Origin of the sequence: Terasakiella sediminum, assembly GCF_033100395.1 — a bacterium.
Classification (GTDB): domain Bacteria; phylum Pseudomonadota; class Alphaproteobacteria; order Rhodospirillales; family Terasakiellaceae; genus Terasakiella.
The window spans coordinates 74539-94721 of record NZ_JAWLVJ010000006.1; the positions used below are offsets into that span (position 1 = coordinate 74539).

At 49.3% G+C, this 20183-nt stretch carries 14 protein-coding genes; 11 read left to right on the plus strand and 3 right to left on the minus strand.

Features of this window, described 5'->3' with window-relative positions; all coding sequences use genetic code 11:
• Position 1 precedes the first annotated feature (1 nt).
• From RYZ26_RS06185 to RYZ26_RS06235, 11 genes are all read left to right on the plus strand, one after another.
• Complete coding sequence (locus tag RYZ26_RS06185; RefSeq protein WP_317682296.1) at positions 2-3349, plus strand: NAD-glutamate dehydrogenase domain-containing protein; 3348 nt, start codon at positions 2-4, stop codon at positions 3347-3349.
• Positions 3350-3492: 143 nt separating this feature from the next.
• Positions 3493-5724 (plus strand): methyl-accepting chemotaxis protein, encoded by a 2232-nt coding sequence (locus RYZ26_RS06190; RefSeq protein ID WP_317682297.1) that lies wholly within the window; start codon positions 3493-3495, stop codon positions 5722-5724.
• A 5-nt stretch (positions 5725-5729) separates the two neighbouring features.
• Positions 5730-6497 carry a substrate-binding periplasmic protein gene (locus RYZ26_RS06195; RefSeq protein WP_317682298.1) on the plus strand — a complete coding sequence of 256 codons (768 nt, stop codon included), beginning with the start codon at positions 5730-5732 and terminating at the stop codon, positions 6495-6497.
• On the plus strand, positions 6482-7243 hold the full coding sequence (locus RYZ26_RS06200; protein WP_317682299.1) for a substrate-binding periplasmic protein: 762 nt from the start codon (positions 6482-6484) through the stop codon (positions 7241-7243). Before RYZ26_RS06195 ends, RYZ26_RS06200 begins: the two co-directional genes overlap by 16 nt.
• 46 nt (positions 7244-7289) lie before the next feature.
• Entirely contained in the window at positions 7290-8066 is a 777-nt protein-coding gene (locus RYZ26_RS06205) for a substrate-binding periplasmic protein (RefSeq protein WP_317682300.1), read from the plus strand.
• 98 nt (positions 8067-8164) lie between these two features.
• Entirely contained in the window at positions 8165-9058 is an 894-nt protein-coding gene (locus tag RYZ26_RS06210; protein ID WP_317682301.1) for a LysR family transcriptional regulator, read from the plus strand.
• A gap of 93 nt (positions 9059-9151) precedes the next feature.
• Positions 9152-9943: a putative hydro-lyase gene (locus RYZ26_RS06215; RefSeq protein ID WP_317682302.1), complete on the plus strand. Its 792-nt coding sequence runs from the start codon at positions 9152-9154 to the stop codon at positions 9941-9943.
• A gap of 16 nt (positions 9944-9959) precedes the next feature.
• The gene (locus RYZ26_RS06220; protein WP_317682303.1) at positions 9960-11030 is read left to right on the plus strand and encodes a TRAP transporter substrate-binding protein; all 1071 of its coding nucleotides are present in this window, start codon (positions 9960-9962) and stop codon (positions 11028-11030) included.
• Between the two features lie 67 nt (positions 11031-11097).
• Positions 11098-11691, plus strand: coding sequence for a TRAP transporter small permease subunit (locus RYZ26_RS06225; RefSeq protein WP_317682304.1), 594 nt, complete (start codon positions 11098-11100; stop codon positions 11689-11691).
• A 3-nt stretch (positions 11692-11694) separates the two neighbouring features.
• Positions 11695-12984: a TRAP transporter large permease gene (locus RYZ26_RS06230; RefSeq protein WP_317682305.1), complete on the plus strand. Its 1290-nt coding sequence runs from the start codon at positions 11695-11697 to the stop codon at positions 12982-12984.
• 156 nt (positions 12985-13140) lie between these two features.
• Positions 13141-15081: a methyl-accepting chemotaxis protein gene (locus RYZ26_RS06235; RefSeq protein ID WP_317682306.1), complete on the plus strand. Its 1941-nt coding sequence runs from the start codon at positions 13141-13143 to the stop codon at positions 15079-15081.
• Between the two features lie 157 nt (positions 15082-15238).
• Here RYZ26_RS06235 and RYZ26_RS06240 read toward each other — a convergent pair whose 3' ends face one another.
• From RYZ26_RS06240 to RYZ26_RS06250, 3 genes are read right to left on the minus strand one after another with little or no spacing between them, the layout of a single operon-like run.
• A complete protein-coding gene (locus RYZ26_RS06240) occupies positions 15239-16291 on the minus strand; it encodes a 2-oxoacid:ferredoxin oxidoreductase subunit beta (RefSeq protein WP_317682307.1) in 1053 nt (350 codons plus the stop codon).
• Positions 16292-16296: 5 nt separating this feature from the next.
• Complete coding sequence (locus tag RYZ26_RS06245) at positions 16297-18138, minus strand: 2-oxoacid:acceptor oxidoreductase subunit alpha (RefSeq protein ID WP_317682308.1); 1842 nt, start codon at positions 18136-18138, stop codon at positions 16297-16299.
• Positions 18139-18140: 2 nt separating this feature from the next.
• A complete protein-coding gene (locus tag RYZ26_RS06250) occupies positions 18141-19913 on the minus strand; it encodes an FAD-dependent oxidoreductase (protein ID WP_317682309.1) in 1773 nt (590 codons plus the stop codon).
• Between the last annotated feature and the right edge of the window lie 270 nt (positions 19914-20183).

Genomic DNA, 20183 nt, shown 5'->3' on the forward strand with positions numbered 1-20183 from the left:
CATGGACAAGCAACCCCATAACAGCCTTGACGAATTCGTCACAAACTGGACAGATGCATTTCGCAGCAAGCTTGAATATCTGGTTGATGTAGATACGGCCACCAGCCTGTTTGACCAATTCAATTCCATGATGTCGATCAGTTTTCGTGATCAGACTGAACCTGCCCGTGCAGCAGCCGATGTGTTTGAACTTCATCATCTTGAAATCGATGGTGGCATTGGGGTTGAACTGATTTCTGACGCTGAAACCAACCCGATGGTTTTGAAGGTTCTATCGGCAGGGGATGAACTTTTTTTGTCTGATGTTCTACCTGTAATTGAAAATCTAGGTTTTAAAGTGCATGATGAACACTCATTCAAGTTTCAGTCTGTAGATCGTTTGTATTCTGTCTGTAACTTTGATGTCTCCACAAAAGACATTGCGATCAGTGATGAAAGCACGGTCTGTCCCGATATCGCGACCACCATCAAAAACGTCCTTCAGGGACGCGTTGAAAACGACTGTTTCAACAAGCTGATCCTGACAGCGGGTTTGCGATATTTCGATGTGGTGCTGGTGCGTGCTTTGGCGAAGTACCTGAAACAGATCAATATCCCGTTTTCTGAAAATTATATGGAACGCGCGCTTTCTGAAAACCCTGTAATTACGGCTAAATTGGTCCAGTTGTTCCACTATCTCTTCAACCCGGATGTGATTGCTGAAGAAGCGGGTATCACGCAGCGTAAAAGTGAAATTGCAGCTTTACTGGATGAAGTTACAAATGCGGATCAGGACCGGATTCTGCGTCATTTCGAAAATCTGATCTCTGCCATCCTGCGCACCAATTTCTTCCAGAAAGCAAATGATGGCACCCGCGCGCCATATCTGTGCTTCAAACTGAAAAGTGCCGCCATTGATGGTATGCCGCGCCCGACACCCTGGCGCGAGATCTGGGTCTATAGTCCACGGATCGAAGGTGTACACTTGCGTGGTGGCCCGGTTGCGCGTGGTGGCCTTCGCTGGTCGGATCGTCATGAAGATTTCAGAACCGAGATTTTAGGGCTGGTCAAAGCCCAGCAGGTTAAAAACACAGTGATTGTGCCGGTTGGTTCCAAAGGTGGCTTTGTGGCCAAGCAGCTTCAAGGCCTAAGTGATCGTGCCGCCATACAGGAAGAGGGTGTGGCATGTTATCAACAGTTTATCACCGCCCTTCTGGATATCACCGATAACCGCAAAGGCGATGAGATCATCCCGCCATCTGGTGTGGTCTGTCTGGATGACCCTGACCCGTATCTTGTGGTGGCAGCCGACAAAGGCACCGCGACATTTTCTGATATTGCAAATGCCATTTCTGTTTCCAAAGGGTTTTGGATGGGTGATGCGTTTGCTTCGGGTGGGTCTGCGGGCTATGACCATAAGAAGATGGGTATCACGGCACGCGGTGCCTGGGAATCTGTAAAGCGCCATTTCAACGAGATGGGCAAGAACATTCAGAAAGAGAATTTTACCGTCGTTGGGATCGGCGATATGGGTGGGGATGTGTTTGGTAACGGCATGTTGCTGTCCCATCATATCCAGCTGGTCGCGGCCTTTAACCACAAGCACATCTTCATTGACCCAAAACCGGATGCGGATATTTCCTGGCAGGAACGTAAACGCCTGTTTGATGCGGTCAAAGGCTGGGATGACTATGATCGCGATTTGATTTCCAAAGGGGGCGGGGTTTTCTTACGCACGGCCAAGACCATTGCGATTAGTGCAGAAATGAAAACGCTGTTGTCCATCACTGAAGACAGCCTGACCCCAAATGCCTTGATCCAGCATATCCTGAAATCTGAAGCTGAGCTTATGTGGTTTGGTGGCATCGGGACCTATATCAAGGCTGCATCTGAAAATAATCTGGATGTGGGTGATAAAGCCAATGATTCGTTGCGTATTAATGCGGATGAACTTTCCTGCAAAGTCATTGGCGAAGGGGCGAATTTGGGCCTGACCCAACTGGGTCGGATTGAATATGGCTTGAACGGCGGACGTCTGAATACGGACTCGATTGATAATGCAGCCGGTGTGGATTGTTCAGATCATGAAGTGAATTTGAAGATCCTGCTGGGCGCTGCCGTTAAAGACAAACGTCTGGATGAAGAAGCCCGTGATAAGCTTTTAAGCGACATGACCAATGATGTGGCTCGTCTGGTGTTGAAGAACAATTATCATCAGACACAGGCGTTGAGCCTTTATGAATTTCCCGGCACCAGTGTGCTGGATGACCAATTGCGTCTGTTAAATGTTTTTGATAACGCTGAACTTTTGGCGCGTGATCTGGAAGCTTTGCCATCTGATCGTCAGATTATCGCCAAGGTTCAGCGTAGTGAAGCCCTGACCCGCCCTGAAATTGCGATCATGATGTCTTATTCCAAAATCTGGTTGCTGGATGAGGTCTTAAAATGTGACTTCATTCAATCAGGCTGTTTGATCTATGATTATCTTGATTATTTCCCCGCGCAACTGCGCGCGAAATATGAAGCCGATATGCTGAACCATCCGCTGAAAAACGAAATTCTCGCAACCGTTTTGACCAATGAACTGGTTAACCGTATTGGTGGGAACTTTGTTGCCCGTGTGATGGAACGATCCGGACAAACCGCCCAGCGGGTTATTCAGGCTTTCTTTGTCTGTCGTGATATTTTTGGGCTGAAAGGCCTGTGGAAATCCATCGAGGATTTGGATCAGAAAACGAATTTCAAATGCCAGATGCGTCTGCTTGCGATCCTTAACAGATCGATTGAACAATGCGTGTTGTGGCTGATGAAAGAAGGCCGCCTGGAACGTCGCCATGGCGAGGTGGTCAATCAATATAAACCGCGTGTCTTTGGCGTGCGGGAAAAGATTGCAGAAAAACTGGATAAGGACGAACGTCAACTGCTGGGTGGGGAATTGCTGAACCTGTCTACCCGTGGCGTGCCCGATGCGGTCTTGATGGAAATGGCACTGGTGGGGCTGAATACGGCTGCACTGGATGTCACCAAGATCATCGAAGAAATGAACTGTAAAAATGATGCGGCCTGTGACGTCTTTTTAGGGGCAGGTCGCACCTATAAATTGAATGTGTTGAGATCTCATATTCAAAACCTGAAACCAACTTCGAAATGGCAGAAGTTGAGTATTGCTGCGCTACTGGATGACGTCTCCCTAATCCAGGCAGCATTGACACGCGAGGGTTTGTCCCCCCTTGACGCAAAGAAAGTGAGTGTGAACGATCATCCACGCAAAAGCCGGTTTGCCAATTTGATTAACGAGATCAATGCGGCAGAAACGCCGGATTATTTTTTGCTGTCCTTGGCGTGTCGCCAATTGGGAGCCCTTGTCTAACGACTTCCCTAGAAGAGGCTCCCTAAACCTTGGGGGGCGGCTTTTAAGACGTCTATGAGAGTCGCCCCTTTTTTTTAAAACCCAAAACTGACAAAATGTCAGTGTAATACTATTAAAACGCTAAAATGCAGAGGATTTTCGCTATGTTAAAAGAAAGAAAACCTCTCAGCTTTGTAAAAAAAATAAAAACCGCGCTGGGAGTACGTCAAAAACTAATTGGTGCCTTTGGTGCGGTCTCGGCCCTTGCAGTCACATCAGGTGTTGTTGCTTTTTTCGCTTTTGAAACGGCAGGGGTTGAGCTTAGAAATATCACCGATAAACAAATCCCCCCGATGATTTCCGCCAGCGATTTGCTGCGCAACAGCGAACGACTGGCCGCCGATATTCGCGCCTATGCTTCTGAAGAAGAAGCTGACAAACTGCCACAGGCCAAGGCCGATATTGGTAAACTGTTCTTTGGTGTGCAAAGCCAGTTAAACGTGCTGGTCAGTCAGTATCCTGAAAATAAACAGGTCAAAGATACGCAAGCCATCGTGCGCGATATCACGGCGAGCTTTAACGAAATCGCGATCGTTCAGGTCAAGAAACTGAGTGCACGCGATCAATTGCTGGAAAATTTTGACAAGCTGGAAAATGAACGTAAACGCATTACCGCCAATCTGGCCCCGGCCTATTCCTTCACCAAAGGACAGATCGAAAACGGCAAGTTTGTGATGGAAGATCAGCCGGAACAACTGGGTGATCCTGCAACAGCAGAACAGATTTTGAAAGATGTGATCACAGCGACCGAAGACCGTTTGATCTATTCCGAACTGGAACGTCTAAGTTTTGAATATGAAAGTGCGCTTAAAAACATCCTGAAAGTGAATGATCCGTCCAAACTGATGCTGGCGGGTATTCAAACCTCTGTCCTGCTGGACAAATCACGCGAGATTTCTGAAAAATTCAATCCGCAGATGAAGGACGTGTTCAGCAAGATCATTGAAAACCTGGCAGGCTTTGCTGAAGGGAGTGACGAAAGCTCTTCAATCATTGAATTACGCACAGAAGTTTTGGAAACCACAGCCGAAGCGCAGGAACTGATTGCCAATCTTTATGTCAATCTGGATAAGCTGGGCAAGGTTGTTGGCGATTTGAAAAATGAGTTGAACACTAACATTGAAGTTGCTGGCGCGAACGCCAAACAGGTCAGTGATCAGATGCTGCTGGCTGTGGCCGGGGCAACGGCGACAAGCTTGCTGGTCTCCCTTGTGACCGTCTGGTTTTATGTGATTAAAAACGTTGGTGTTCGTTTGACACGCCTGCATCAGACCATGCGTTCCTTGTCGCGCGGCGATCTGAATGTAGAGGTGGAAACCAAAGGGTCGGATGAAATTTCCAAGATGGCTGCAGCCGTTGAAGTCTTTAAGACCAACGCGGTGCAGATCGAAGAAATGAAAGCTGAAGATCGGGTTAAAGAATATAACCAGAAGATCGAACTGGCAGGTGAACTTGAAAAGATCGCTGCTGCTCTGGAAGAAGACGTGCAGGAACTGGCCCATGGTGTGAAAGATCAGTCCGGCCTGTTACAAGATGCAGCAGATTCACTGGATGCGGTTGCCGGGGATACCCGCACACGCAGTCAATCTGCCGAAGGCGCATCACAGGAAACATCCAATGCAGTGGGCACAGTTGCGGCTGCTGTCGAAGAACTGGCGGCGACAATTTCTGAAATTCAACGCCAAGCGACCCATTCATCTGAAATCTCAGTTGCCGCACAAGCCCAATCTGATGATGCCAATGCCAAGGTGGAAAGCCTGACCCAGGCTGCCCAAAGTATTGGCAAGGTAACCGATTTGATCTCTGATATTGCAGAACAGACCAATCTTCTGGCGCTCAATGCAACGATTGAGGCTGCACGGGCAGGTGATCATGGCAAAGGTTTTGCCGTGGTGGCTTCCGAAGTGAAATCTCTGGCGGATCAAACCGCCAAGGCAACCGATCAAATCTCATCCCATATCAGTGAAATCCAGTCGGCAACGCAAGATGCAGCAGGCAGTATTGGCAATATTTCCAATACCATCACGCAGATCAATGAAATTGCCGTGACTATTACGCAAACGGTTGAAGAACAAGGTCAGGCAACGGCTGAAATCTCAGAAAATATGCGCACAGCTGCGGATAAGACCGAAGAAGTCCATATGGGCATCAACACGGTCTTTAGTGATGCGGAAAAAACCAAGGGGCTGTCAGGCAAAGTGCGAGATGCCTCCGGCAATGCCGCCCAGCAGATTATTGCACTGGACAGCAATGTGGAAATGGTGATTGAGAAATTGCGCAAATCTGCACAGAACCAGAAAACTTACGCAAAGGAAATTCTCCAACAAGAAGGATAGAACCAATGTTAAGGGTCCTGGTATTTCTTTTTGTATTGCTGTGGGGAAGTGGTGATGCAGAAGCTGAAACAAACGCAGAAAATGACACATCCGTTCATTTCGTCTCGTTAGCCTACCCGCCTTTTATCTTTGAAAAGGCGGGTCGGGTAACCGGGGTGGCCAGTGATCTGGTGCGTGAAATTTCCAGACGCCTGGGGTTGAAGGCTGAAATCACCATCTTGCCCTGGGCGCGCTCTTTATCGGCCGTAAAATCCGGCAAGGCCGATGGCATCTTCACCATCTTTAGAACGCCTGAGCGCGAGAAATTCCTGAACTATGTGGATGAAGTACTCGTTCAACAGGATGTATCTTTGTTTGTGCGTTACCAAAGCCTTTTCTTCAAACCGGAAGAAGTCGCTGAAACGCCAGACGTTCTGATCGGCCTGCGCCGTGCGGTTAACTACGGGGCGTGGTTTTCAAAGCAGATTGACCAGAAGAAATGGCACAATATCTCTTATGCCAATTCTGACCCGGCACTGTTGCGAAAACTGGTCTCAGCCCGGGTGGATGTGGTACCGATGAACCGTCATGTGGCCTATTACCATATGGAAGACTTGGGTGTCTTTGGCAGAGTGCGCGAGATTTATCCGTCTATTGAACGGGTGGACAGTTTTGTTGCTTTTTCCAAGGTCCTCCATACACAATCCATCGCTGATATGTTTGCACGAACTTTACGTGACATGAAACGCGATGGCAGCTATCGGGAGATCGTCGCACGATGGTTTATCGATTGATTCTGCTGGTTTTCCTGTTTGTTTTTGCCGCACTGCCGTCCCATGCAGGTGCAGACACGCGCCCTATCAAAGCCGTAACGTTTGAATTTCCACCTTATGAATATACAGATGGTGACGGAAATGCTGCCGGGTTGGCTGTGGAAACGGTAAAAGAAATCTGTCAGCGTTTAAAACTGGATATAGAGATCGAGGTTCTGCCCTGGGCGCGCGCTTTAAAAGATGTGGAAATGGGGGCGTCTGATCTGATTTTTACTGCCTATTTTACGGAAGAACGTGCAGAGTTTTTAAGATACGTCAATGAAGTGATTATGCCGCAGGAAGTAGCTGTTTTCGTTTATAAAAATTCGTCTCTTCGAAGTTTTCATGACGTGTTGCAGACGGGGGATTTGAAGATCGGGGTGCGTCGGAAAATCAGCTATGGCCCGATGATGGATCGATTGATCCATTCCGGCGGTTTTAGTGATATCTGGGAAGCCAGTGATGACATTAATCTTTTGCGGCTTCTGGCCCACCAGCGTGTCGATCTGGTGCCCTTAAATCGACTGGTGGCACGCACGTTGATGCACAGCAATGGGCTGGATTATCAAATCCGCGAACTGAAGCCACTGGTACAGAGCGTGCCCAGCTATATCGCCTTTTCCAAACATAGTGAAATGGTGTATCTGGCCAGGCAATTTGAAAAAGAAATCCGTCGTATCAAGGCAGACGGCACCTATCAGAGAATATTTAGAAAATGGTCATCATAAGGCCAAAGAAAAGGGATGTGAAAGACCTATGGAAGGAGACTAAGGCATGATGATCAGATCATTATTTTATGTGGGCAGTGTCGTTTGTTTTATCCTGACAATGGCCTTTTCAGCGCGCGCTGAGACTATAACGTTAAAAGCAGCGACGCTTCATTTCCCACCCTATTCCTATGCGGTGAAAAAACATCAGGTGGATGGGCTTTCAGTCGCGCTGGTGCGTCATATCGCAAGGCAGGCGGGCGTGCGGGTGAATATCGAGGTTTATCCTTGGTCGCGTGCGCTTTATCTGGCGCGTAAAGGCAATGTAGATATGCTTTTTACCGCCTATAAGACCCTGGAACGCGAAGCTTATCTTGATTATGGCGCTGAACCTTTGTTGATGCAGGAAGTCTCTTTATTTGTCGCACAGGAAAGCAGTTTTTCGACCATTTCTTCGCTGCTTGAAAAACGTCATATTCAGATCTCAAAACGACGGGGGTTTAGCTATGGCAGCACCATTGACGGGATCTTTGGTCGTGGCGCGGTGCAGAAACAGTTTATTGGTAATGATGATGAACAACTGGTGGAAATGCTGGCAGAAGGCAAGGTGGATGCGGTGCCTTTAAACCGGATTGTTGCGCGTTTTTATCAGCGGAAGGGATATGGCATTCGTGATTTGCGCAATTCCAGATCGCCCGTGGAAACGGTGGCAAGTTATCTGACTTTCTCGAAAAAAAGCAAGCATCGCGACGTTTTGAAAACCTTTGATGCGATCCTGATCAAGATGAAAAAATCCGGGCAGTATCAAACGTTTATCGAAGACTGGCTGATGCGGGTGAAATAGTCATCTATGGACCATGTAAATATTGATTATTTGTTTTTGTAGACGTTTTGCGAATAAGATAGCTATCTGATGTTTAGGTTAGCAGGGGGCACGCGTCGATGCGTCTGAAAAATCTGGAAACCTTTTTGGCGATTGTAAAGCTGGGCAGTTTTAGTGCGGCAGCTGAAAAGCTCCATACCACTCAACCCTCTATCTCCAACCGGATCACTCAGTTGGAAGAAGAACTGGGCGTGGCCTTGTTTCATCGTGCCAAGGGCAAGATGGTGCTGGCCCCAAAGGGCTGGGAACTTGTGCCCTATGCCGAACGGATGATTGAACTCAATCACGAACTTTGCCAGAAAATCGCAAGTCCGACGTCATTGGCAGGCGTGGTGCGATTGGGGACGTCTGAAACCCTTGTTCATACCTGGGTGCCAGATCTTTTAAAGCAGTTGCAGGATGATTATCCCAACCTGGTGGTGGAGATGGAAGTGGACACCACCATCAGTCTTCGAAATTCTCTGACCAAGCGGGAACTGGATATTGCTTTTCTGATGGGGCCGGTGTCCGAACCCACCATGTTGAACCAGCATCTGGATCGATATCAGGTCTTCTGGGCTGCGCATCCTGATCTGGGATTGGGGGGGCGCCCCCTGACATTACACGAAATCGCAGAACATCCCATCCTGTGTTACCCACGTCAGACGCGCCCCTATGTCGCTTTGCGCGAAAGTCTGCGCAAAGCCGGGATATCAGATGCACGGATTATGACGTCCGGATCTTTGGCAACCATCATTCACCTGGTGGCAACCGGGGGTGGGGTGGCATGTTTGCCCAAAGAGGTTTTGCAAATACATTACAGTGCCGGGAATCTCGAATTCCTGGATGTGGAAATGACCCTGCCGGAACTGGACTTTACCGTGACCTATCCGCAGGGCACCACAAACCCCTTGCTGAGCATTATCGCGGATAAGGCCTTAGAGGTCGCAGAAAACAGAGATCACTATAAATAAAATTTATAACTTTTTATAAAAACAAAGAATTTGAGATAATACCTCAAGAAGTGGATCATAAAGACAGTTGAATTAACGATTGGGACTGTTTTTATGTCAGTGAAAGAAAATATCCAAAACCCCCAAGCTGCACGAAAATTAATCCGCTCTGGTGACTGGACGGAACAAACCTCTGGTCTGGCAGCGGGTTATGTGCAGGGCAACCTCGTGATCCTGCCACAGAAATATGCGTTTGATTTTCTAAAATTCTGTTTTCAGAACCCCAAGCCTTGTCCCATCGTTGGTATCGGCGAAGCGGGTAACCCGGCGCTGGATATGCTGGGTGATGATATTGATATCCGTTATGACGTGCCGAAGTATCGTGTCTTTGAAAATGGTGTTATGCGCACTGTCGATGATATCGCGGATGTCTGGCAGGACGATCTGGTGACGTTCGTGATCGGATGTTCTTATTCTTTTGAAGGTGCCTTGCAAGATGTTGATCTGGATGTACGCCATATCACCATGGGCCGCAATGTGCCCATGTATCGCACCAATATTCAGACTGAACCAACAGGTGCCTTTAAAGGAGAGCTGGTGGTTACGATGCGTCCCTTTAATGCGCAGGACGCGATTACATCTATTCAGGTTTCCGGTGATTTTGCCCGTGTGCATGGCGCACCTATTCACCTTGGGGATCCGGCTGAAATCGGCATTACAGATTTATCCAAACCGGATTACGGGGATCCGGTTGATGTGAAAATAGGTGAAATTCCTGTTTTCTGGGCATGTGGTGTGACCCCGCAAGTGGCCGTCCACAATGCCGACATCCCGTTTTTTATCACCCATGAACCCGGGTGCATGCTTATTACAGACATTAAAAATTCAAAAATGTCACTATCTTAAAAGGAAGGCTTTAATTATGGAGAAGAAAATGAAGTTGATGAAATGGATGGGGAAAAGCGTTATTGCGACCTCATTGATGTTGGGCACGATGGGCATGGCTACAGCCGCCAATGCTGCTGATTTGCCAAAAACCAAAGTAACCGTCGTCGGCACCTGGAGCCACTTAAGCCAGTTCAAAAACTTCGAACAGCCTTTCTGGGCCAAAGAAATTTCTGAACGTTCTAACGGTGCGGTAACCGCCCAAGTTCAAGGCTTTAACGACATGGGCCTTAAAGGTGCGGAAGTTGTGCGCCTGATGCGTAAAGGCGTGATTGATTTTGGCTCCACCATCATGGGCTATCTGGCAGCAGACGACCCGATGAACGAAGCGATCGATCTGGCGGGTCTAAGCCCCGATGTGACAACCGCGCAAAAAGTGACAGAAGCCTTCAAGCCTGCGCTGACCAAAAAATATGAAGAAAAATATGGCGTGAAACTGCTTGGTATTTGGCCCTATTCTGCACAGGTTCTCTTCTGTAACGCACCCATCACAGGTCTGGCTGACCTGAAAGGCAAAAAAGTCCGTACCGCAAACCGCACGCTGGCTGAGTTTGTTGGTGCTTTGGGTGGTACAGGCGTGACCATGGCCTTTAGCGAAGTTGTGCTGGGTCTGCAAAACAAGGTGGTGGATTGTGCGATCACTGGTTCTCTGTCCGGTTATTCCGCCAAATGGAACGAGGTTTCCACCCACCTTTATGAACTGCCCGTGGGTTGGTCCCAGGTGATGCATGCGGTGAACCTGAAAAAATGGAACAAGCTGAAGCCGGAAGTCCAAACCTTCCTGCAGGAAAATGTCACTGAACTGGAAGGTCGCATCTGGAAAGCCGCAGCCTATGAATCCGAACAGGGCATCAACTGTAATACAGGTCGTGGGGAGTGTGATTTTGGTGAAACCGCTAAGATGACTTTCGTTCCGGTCTCAAGCGAAGACGAACAAAAACTCAAAGACGTGCTCAATGAAACCGTTCTTCCAAAATGGTTTAAACGTTGTGGCGATGACTGCACAGGCCAATGGCAGGCAACTGTCGGCAAAGTAATTGCGAACTAAGCCCTTTGTTGTGATGGATGGCGGGCATGATGTGCGCCATCCATCTTTTTTTTGCGAGGATCAAACAATGAATTTGATTGAGAGAAACTTACGAAAAATAAGCGAAAACATGGCCCTGTGCGGTGGTGCGCTTATCCTCGCATCGGCCTTTTTGGTAACTGTTGAAGTGTTCTTAAGGAAACTGGCCAACTTTTCCATCGGCGGTGCGGATGAACTTTCGGGCTACGCGCTGGGGATCGGGTCCAGCTGGGCTTTTGCCCTGACCCTGATCTGTCGGGCCAACATCCGGGTTGATGCGCTCTACGCCATGCTGCCGGACAAATTGGCCGCTGTGCTGGATGTCATCGCGCTTGTGGTTTTGGGCGCGGTCCTTGGGGTAAGTTCCGTTTATATCTGGGATGTTTTGGTGGAATCTATCGAATTTGACAGCCACGCCAACACACCTTTGGCAACACCGCTTTGGATCCCGCAAGGGCTGTGGTTTATCGGTTTTGTCGCTTTCCTGATTGTCTTTGCCTATCAAAGCTTTGTCTCCATCCTTTCTTTGCTGAAAGGGGATTTTGAGACTGTGCATAAGCTTTTGGGTGCGCGCACCGTCAATGATGACATTGAAGATGAAGTCGGTGCGCAACCCCACCCGTTAAATGAGAAGGAGGGTTAAGTCATGTTGTTAACTGCAATTGCCGTCCTTCTGACCCTGATTGCCCTAAGCGTGCCTGTAGCGGCTGTTCTGGGTGGGGTCGGGTTTATCCTGGATATGGTCTATTCCCCATTCCCGCTTTATAAGGCTGTTGGGGAAATCACCTGGCATGTCAGCACAGATTTCCTGCTGGCCGCCATCCCGATGTTTATCCTGTTGGGGGAAATTCTGGTCAGAAGCGGGATTTCAGCGCGGATGTATACGGCCCTTGAACTTTGGCTGGGTCGTATCCCCGGTGGATTGATGCATTCCAATATCGCTGCCAGTGCCTTGTTTGCCGCCACATCCGGTTCAAGTGTTGCGACCGCTGCGACCATCGGTACGGTTGCCATCCCGGAAGGTCAGAAGAATGGGTATAATGACCGTCTTTTCTTGGGATCATTGGCAGCGGGTGGGACGCTAGGAATTCTCATTCCGCCTTCGATCAACCTGATCATCTATGGCGTACTGACCGAAACCTCCGTGCCGCAGCTGTATCTCGCAGGTATTCTGCCTGGTCTGATGCTCGCTGGTGTGTTTATGGTGTCCATCGCCGTCTTTTGTATCCTGCGCCCCGGTTGGGGGGGCAAGACGAACCCGGCAAGCCCAGCCCAGCGTCTGGCCGCACTACGTCACCTGTTGCCACCTGTTGGTCTGTTTATGATCGTCGTTGGATCCATCTATGCCGGATGGGCAACGCCGACCGAAGCCGCTGCCTTGGGTGTGGTTGCCTCTATTGGTCTGTGTATCTATTACGGGCAGTTCAGTCTTGCCATGATGAAAGAGGCTTTGGTGGGGACCATGCGTACAACTGCCATGGTGATGCTGATCATCCTGATGGCTTATTTCCTGAACTTTGTTCTGTCCAGTATTGGTTTGACCAAGCAATTGACCGACAGCATTTCTGCCCTGGGTCTGTCGCCTGAAATGACCTTGTTCATGATCATTTGCTTCTATCTTGTGGTCGGCTGTTTTATGGAGACCCTTTCCATGATGATCACAACTGTGCCGCTGATTGCACCGATTGTGGTGGGGCTTGGTTATGATCCGGTCTGGTTTGGCATCTTGCTGATGGTCTTGCTGGAAACAGCCTTGATCACACCACCGATTGGGGTGAATCTCTATGTGGTCCAGGGCGTGCGACCCAATGGCGGGGCGGTAAATGATGTGATCGTCGGGGCACTCCCATTTGTGATGGCGATGTTCTTTATGATTGCAGCGCTGGTTGCCTGGCCATCCATCGCCACATGGTTGCCACACGTATTTTACGGTTAAGGGGCCTTTTGTCTGAGTTACCTCCAAGTTCTCAAAAAGATTCTTTGAAGGAGCAGGTAAGTGTGACGCTTACCTGCTTTTTCTATGGTAAAAATATACCTTTTATCTTCCAATAGATTTCCCATATCAGATTAATGGACTGCAACTGTGGGGGAAATGATGAAACTTAATATTGGTAGTAAAATTCTATGTGCAGCCGCGTTGATCGTTTTGTTGGCTTATACGATCTTTATCTTTTACTTTGATTTGACTCAATCTCAGGCGACGACACAATCGTTGAAATCCAAACTTCAGGAAACTGGCGAGCTTGCGTCTAAAAGTATTGAAAACTGGGTTGAAGGTCGCACCTTGATGATCGAAAACCTGGGGCAAAATATTGCACAGGACAGTGCAACGGATATGGTGAAAACGTTGATCCGTCGCCCGATTTTAGAAAAAACCTTCATGTTTTCTTATCTCGGGACGGCGCAAGGTGATATGCTGATGTTCCCAGACTCTGAACTACCTGATGGTTATGATCCGCGCAAACGTCCATGGTATGGAGATGCCGCCAAGGCAGGGGCGAGCACGCTGACGGAACCGTATGTGGATGCGTTTTCAGGCGAATTGATTGTTACCATGGCATCTCCGGTGTTTAAGGATAAAGACCTGCTGGGGGTTGTTGGCGGGGATATCAAGATCGGAGTTTTGGTGGATATCGTTCGAAGCCTTGATCTAGGCGGGATCGGCTATGCTTTTCTGGTGAATGATCAGGGGATCGTCCTGATTCACCCCGACAAGGAACAAAGCCTTAAAAAATTGGCAGAGGTCTATCCGGATAATACGCCCAGTTTGGCAACCGGAACGGAACTGGCTGAACATGGCGATCAAATGTTTGCCTTTTTTCCAGTAACCGGATTGCCAAGTGTCAATTGGTCTTTGGGTTTTGCGATTGATCGTGATCTTGCCTATGCAGAACAGCAAAAATTCAGAACGACAGCGATTATTGCGGCCATTCTTTCTGTGACCGCGATCATCGTGCTTCTTGGCCTGTTGGTGCGTAAATGGGTTGCTGCACCGGTGATGGGGATGACGGCGGCCATGACCCGCCTGGCTGCAGGGGAAAAGGACATTGATATCCCCAGCCGTGACGAGGATGACGAGATCGGTGCAATGGCGCAGGCTGTCACGGTCTTCAAGGAAAATGCGATTGAAATGGACCGACTGGCTTCTGAAAATGAAAAGGCTGCAGAACGGAGTGAGGAAGAAAGACGCAAAGCATTGGAGGATATGGCAACGGCCTTTGAAGATGAAGTCAGCGGCATTGTTGTCTCGGTGAAAGAAGCCGCAAGTAGCCTGCAATCCCTGGCGCAAGGCATGTCCGGTGCTGCTGAAACGGTTGGGCAGAACGCAGAAAATGCTTCGAGTGCCGCGCTAAATATTACGGGGAACGTCGAAGCGGTGGCGGCATCATCTGAAGAATTGTCAGCTTCGGTTGATGAAATTTCAAGGCAGGTTAATAGTTCCAGTGAACAGGCAACAATGGCAGCAAATACAAGCAGGGAAGCTACTGAAAATGTGCAAAGCCTTTCCAGTCGTGTTTCTGAAATTTCAGAAGTCGTTGGTTTGATTTCCGATATTGCCAACCAGACCAACCTTTTGGCCCTGAATGCGACTATTGAAGCTGCGCGGGCCGGGGACGCTGGCAAGGGGTTTGCCGTTGTCGCCAGTGAGGTGAAAAACCTTGCGAACCAGACTGCCAAGGCGACAGAACAGATTGAAAATCAGATCAACAATGTGGTTGGCGCAACCGAAGAAACCGTCAGTGGTATTTCCGGGATTAACACCGCGATCAGCGCTGTGCAGGAAACATCAGCTGCCATTGCTGCAGCAATTGAAGAACAAGGGGCCGCTACGCGTGAAATTGCCGGTAATGCATCGCAGACAGCACAAGACGTCAATTTGGTCTCTTCAACTGTGTCAGAGGTGAAAGAAGGTGCCCAAAGTAATGTGGGACGTTCCCAACAGGTTTTAACCGCATCTGATGATTTGCAGTCGCAGGCGGAAAAATTGGATGCCCAGCTTCGTCAATTTGTCAGAAATTTGCGCAAAGGCTAGGTTTTCAGTTTTTTGTGGAAAAACGTTCTTCTGATGCTCCATATTATCCTTGGAGACGAATAATTGGAGTAGGGAACAGGGATTTAACACCGACAATAAAAAAGCCACAGAGTGCAGATGCAGTCAGTGGCTTTTTTATTTGGAATGACAATCGACCTTAACGGAAGCTGTCGTTGATGCCTTTGAGCGCGTGGTTGCCCGGGCACAGTGTTTTGGTGTTTAGCTGGTTCAACGGGGTGTCCGTTGTGCCCAGGAAGTCGTGCATGTCGCGCAGGGTTGGGTCGCAGTAAAGCAGGCCAGTGAGGATTTCACCTTCCTGACGGTGCTTTTCAATGGCGTTGATGGCGGCAAAGCGATCGGATGGATCGTATCCACCCTGGCCTTTGTGTAGGCGGATGATAGAGCCGTCATGCAGGCAGATGTCCTTGCTTTCACCTTCGGGATATTGCGTGGTGATCTCTTCGCGGCTGGGCACGAAATCGGCAATGTTGCCTGCTTCTACATGTTCGCGCACATAGTCGTAAGAGCGTGTGGAGGTCGCGTGGTTGTTGAAAGTCACACAAGGGGACATGATGTCGATGAAGGCAAAACCGTCATGGCAGATGGCGGCTTTCAACAGCGGAACCAGTTGTTCTTTATCGCCAGAGAAACTGCGCGCAACGAAAGTCGCCCCCAGTTGCAGGGCCATCGTTGGCAGGTCAATCGCCCCCCAGACAATTTCTTCCCCCTTTTTGGTTTTTGATCCACGGTCCGCCGTGGCCGCTGTCTGGCCTTTGGTCAGCCCATAGACACCGTTGTTGGCAACCACATAGGTCATGTTGAGACGACGACGCACCACATGGGCAAACTGGCCCATACCGATGGAAGCCGTATCCCCATCCCCGGACATGCCGATATATTTCAGGCTGCGGTTTGCCATATTGGCGCCAGTGGCGACGGACGGCATACGACCATGGACCGTGTTAAACCCGTGGGATTTCCCCAGGAAATAAGTTGGTGCCTTGGAAGAGCAACCGATCCCGGACAGTTTGGCAATCTCGTGCGGGGGAATGGAAAGTTCAAAACAGGCCTGAACCAGGGCTGCACCCACAGCATCGTGACCACAGCCCGCACAGAGTGTGGAGAGCGAACCTTCATATTCACGATAGGTCAGACCCAGATCGTTGCGTGGCAGTTTCGGGTGGTGAAATTTGGATTTTAAATAGCTCATGTTTCTTACCCTTTGCTCGCTGCTTTTTTCTTGGTGGGCTTGATCGCGATGTCTTTGACAATCGCATCGCTGATGAAAGAGGCTGTAATCGGCATGCCGTCATAGTGCGTAATTGCAACCAGTTTGGCCGGATCAATTTCCAACTCGTTCATCAACAGGGTGCGCATTTGTGCATCGCGGTTTTGTTCGACAACAAAAACCTGGTCATGGGATTTGACGAATTCTGCAACCTGATTGCTGAACGGGAAGGATTTCAGGCGCATGCCGTCAACCGTATATCCTTGTTCGGAAAGCATGTCGAAGGTTTCATCAATGGCTTGTGCGGTGGTGCCAAAATAGATCACACCAACGCGGGAACCTGAATTGTCCGCATGCAGTTCCGGCTGTGGCAGATATTCAGCGGCTGTTGCAAATTTCTTTTCCAGACGTTCCATGTTGCGCACATAGTCTTCGCCTTTTTCCGTATAGACTGCATATTCATCACGCGATGTCCCACGGGTAAAGAAGATGCCTTTTTCCGGGTGGGTGCCCGGATAGGTGCGGTACGGAATGCCATCACCGTCCACATCCAGATAACGGCCAAATTCCTTGACCTCATCCAGCTGTTGGGCGTTCAGGACTTTACCACGGTCATATTCGCGATCGTCGTTCCAATCCAGCTCGTCCGTCAAATGATCGTTCATGCCCAGATCAAGGTCTGTCATCAAAATGATCGGGGTTTGCAGACGTTCTGCATAATCAAAAGAGGCGGCAGACATTTCAAAACATTCGTTGGGCGAAGATGGGAAGATCATCACCTGCTTTGTATCGCCGTGCGATGCATAAGCGCAGGCCAGAATGTCAGACTGCTGCGTACGTGTCGGCATGCCCGTTGACGGTCCGGCACGTTGCACATCCATCAAAACAACCGGGATTTCTGCAAAGTAAGCCAGGCCTAAGAATTCTGTCATCAAAGACACACCCGGACCGGACGTGGCAGTAAAGGAGCGTGCCCCGTTCCAGCCGCCGCCGATGGCGATACCGATGGCGGCCAGTTCGTCTTCGGCCTGCATGATGGCGAAGTTCTTTTTACCGGACGCCGGGTCAATGCGCAGGCGGTTACAATATTTTTCAAAATTCTCAACAACCGATGTCGACGGCGTGATCGGATACCAGCCCGCGACGGTCGCCCCGCCATAAACAGCCCCCAGACCACAGGCCGTGTTGCCATCAATCAGGATGCGTGATCCGACCTGGTCACTGGTTTTTGCCGTAATGGTCAGCGGGCAGGTGAAATTGCTGGTCGCCATCTGATAGCCCAGTTCCAACGCATAGACGTTGGGGGAAATCAGCTTTTCCTTACCACGGAACTGATCAGCCACCAGACCTTTCAAGATTTCAAAGTCCATATCCAGCAAGGCCGCTAGCGCACCAACATAGATCACGTTTTTGAACAGCTGGCGCTGGCGTGGATCAGAATATTCCTTGCGACATACATCAGAGATCGGCAATCCTAAGAAGGTAATGTCCTTGCGCAGCAGCTGCGGGTCAATCTCTTTGGTGGAGTCATAAAGGAAATAGCCGCCGGGCAGCACATGGTCCACATCCGCCACCATGGACTGGGCGTTCATGCCAACCACGATGTCAGCGCCACCTTCACGACGGCTGAGGTATCCTTTTTCAGAAACGCGCACATCAAACCATGTGGGCATACCCTGAATGTTGGAGGGAAAGACGTTGCGCGGGCTCACCGGGATACCCATGCGGAAAATAGCTTTGGCGAACATATTGTTGGCGCTTGCTGAACCTGTACCATTGGTGTTGGCAAAGCGAATAACGAATTCGTTTACGGAATTAATGTGTTTCATCGTTAAGCCACCTCTACCTGTGTCGCTTTAAATAGGAATTTCTGCATGTCCCAGGCGCCTGTTGGACAGCGCTCGGCGCACAGGCCACAGTGAAGACAGACATCCTCATCCTTGACCATGATCTGTTTGCTTTTCAAAGCACCCGATACATAAATGTCTCTGTCATTGCCAACGGCAGGAACGTGCAGGCGCGAACGCAGGTCATCTTCGTCGCCATTATCAATGAAGTTGATACAGTCCATGGGACAGATGTCTTCACAGGACACACATTCAATGCAACGCTCTGCCATAAAGACGGTCTGAACATCACAGCTCAGGCACCGTGACGCCTCTTTCAGGGCAAGCTTTTCATCAAAGCCCAGTTCGACTTCGGCCAGCATGTCTTTCATGGCTTCTTCCATATTCATGACCGGCACCTTGTTGCGCGGGTCATTGGAAACAGCACTTTGATAAGACCATTCATGGATACCCATCTTCTGGGATTCCATGGTGTAATCACCGATGGGAATGTCGTTTAGCTCTTTATCCTTGGACAACATGCGATCAATAGATGCTGCAGCAATATGACCATGGGCCACGGCCGTGATGATATTTTCCGGACCAAAGGCGGCATCACCTGCAAAGAAGACTTTCTCGTGGGTGGATTGCAGCGTGTCTTTATTGACAACCGCCATGCCCCAATCATCAAAATCAATACCGATGTTGCGTTCAATCCAGGGGAAGCTTGCATCCTGACCAACGGCCACCAAGACAAGGTCACATTCCACCAGCAGAGTTTCCCCGGTGGAGACGAGATTACGTTTGCCTTTTTCCCAATGGGTTTCAACCCGTTCAAATTCAACACCAATGAATTTACCGTCTTTAACCACATAACGAAGCGGCGTGTGGTTCGGGATAATTTCAACGCCTTCTTCCATGGCGTCTTCACGTTCCCACGGCGAGGATTTCATCTCATCATAGGTTGAACGAACGATGGCTTTGACTTCACTTGCCCCAAGGCGACGCGCCGTACGCGTACAGTCCATGGCCGTGTTACCACCACCTAAAACGACAACGCGTTTGGGCGCTTCTTTCACATGTTCAAAGGTTACACCAGCCAGCCAGTTGATCCCGATCTGAACGTGATCGCCAGACTCTTCCAGTCCTTCGATCTTCAGCGGGCGACCACTTGGGGCACCGGTGCCGACCACAACCGCATCATAGCCTTCATCAATGATGGATTTCAGCGAGGTGATCTCTTCACCAAAGCGGGTTTCAACTCCAAAATCCAGCACCGTATCGACTTCGCTGTCCAGTGTTTTAGCCGGCAGACGGAAGGACGGGATTTGTGTGCGCATCATGCCACCCGCTTTTGCGTCACGTTCAATCAACGTACAGTTATACCCCAATGGCATCAGGTCACGTGCAACGGTTAGGGATGCCGGACCCGCGCCCAACAACGCAATTTTCTTGCCGTTTTTCTGGGTTGGAATTTTCGGAAGGCGGTCCTTGATATCTTCTTTATAGTCTGCGGCCACGCGCTTTAAGCGACAGATGGCAACGGGCTTTTCTTCAACGCGCTGGCGACGACATGCCGGTTCACACGGGCGGTCACACACCCGACCCAGAATACCGGGAAAAACATTGGCTTCCCAGTTCACCATATATGAATCCGTATACCTGCGCGCGAGGATCAGACGGATATATTCAGGAACTGGCGTATGCGCCGGACACGCATACTGGCAATCGACCACTTTATGAAAGTGGGCCGGATCAGTTGTGTTGGTGGGTTTCATTTTTAGCCTATAAACGATACACGGGAATTTCGTTATTCGGCGCATTAAAACACATAAAAACGCCACAAAAAATTAAAAAATCTGTAATTTTCTTGCGGAAAGGCACAGAGCCCGTTCGTATTTATGGTTGATATTTAGAAATATTATAAGTTGTTGTTTTAGGTATTGTTAAAACTTATTTTTATGAGAGAAAATGGGTATTACCAATTTTGCAAGAGGCGGATTATTTTTTTCTGGCTATTCACTTTATAAGATCAAACTGACCAATTG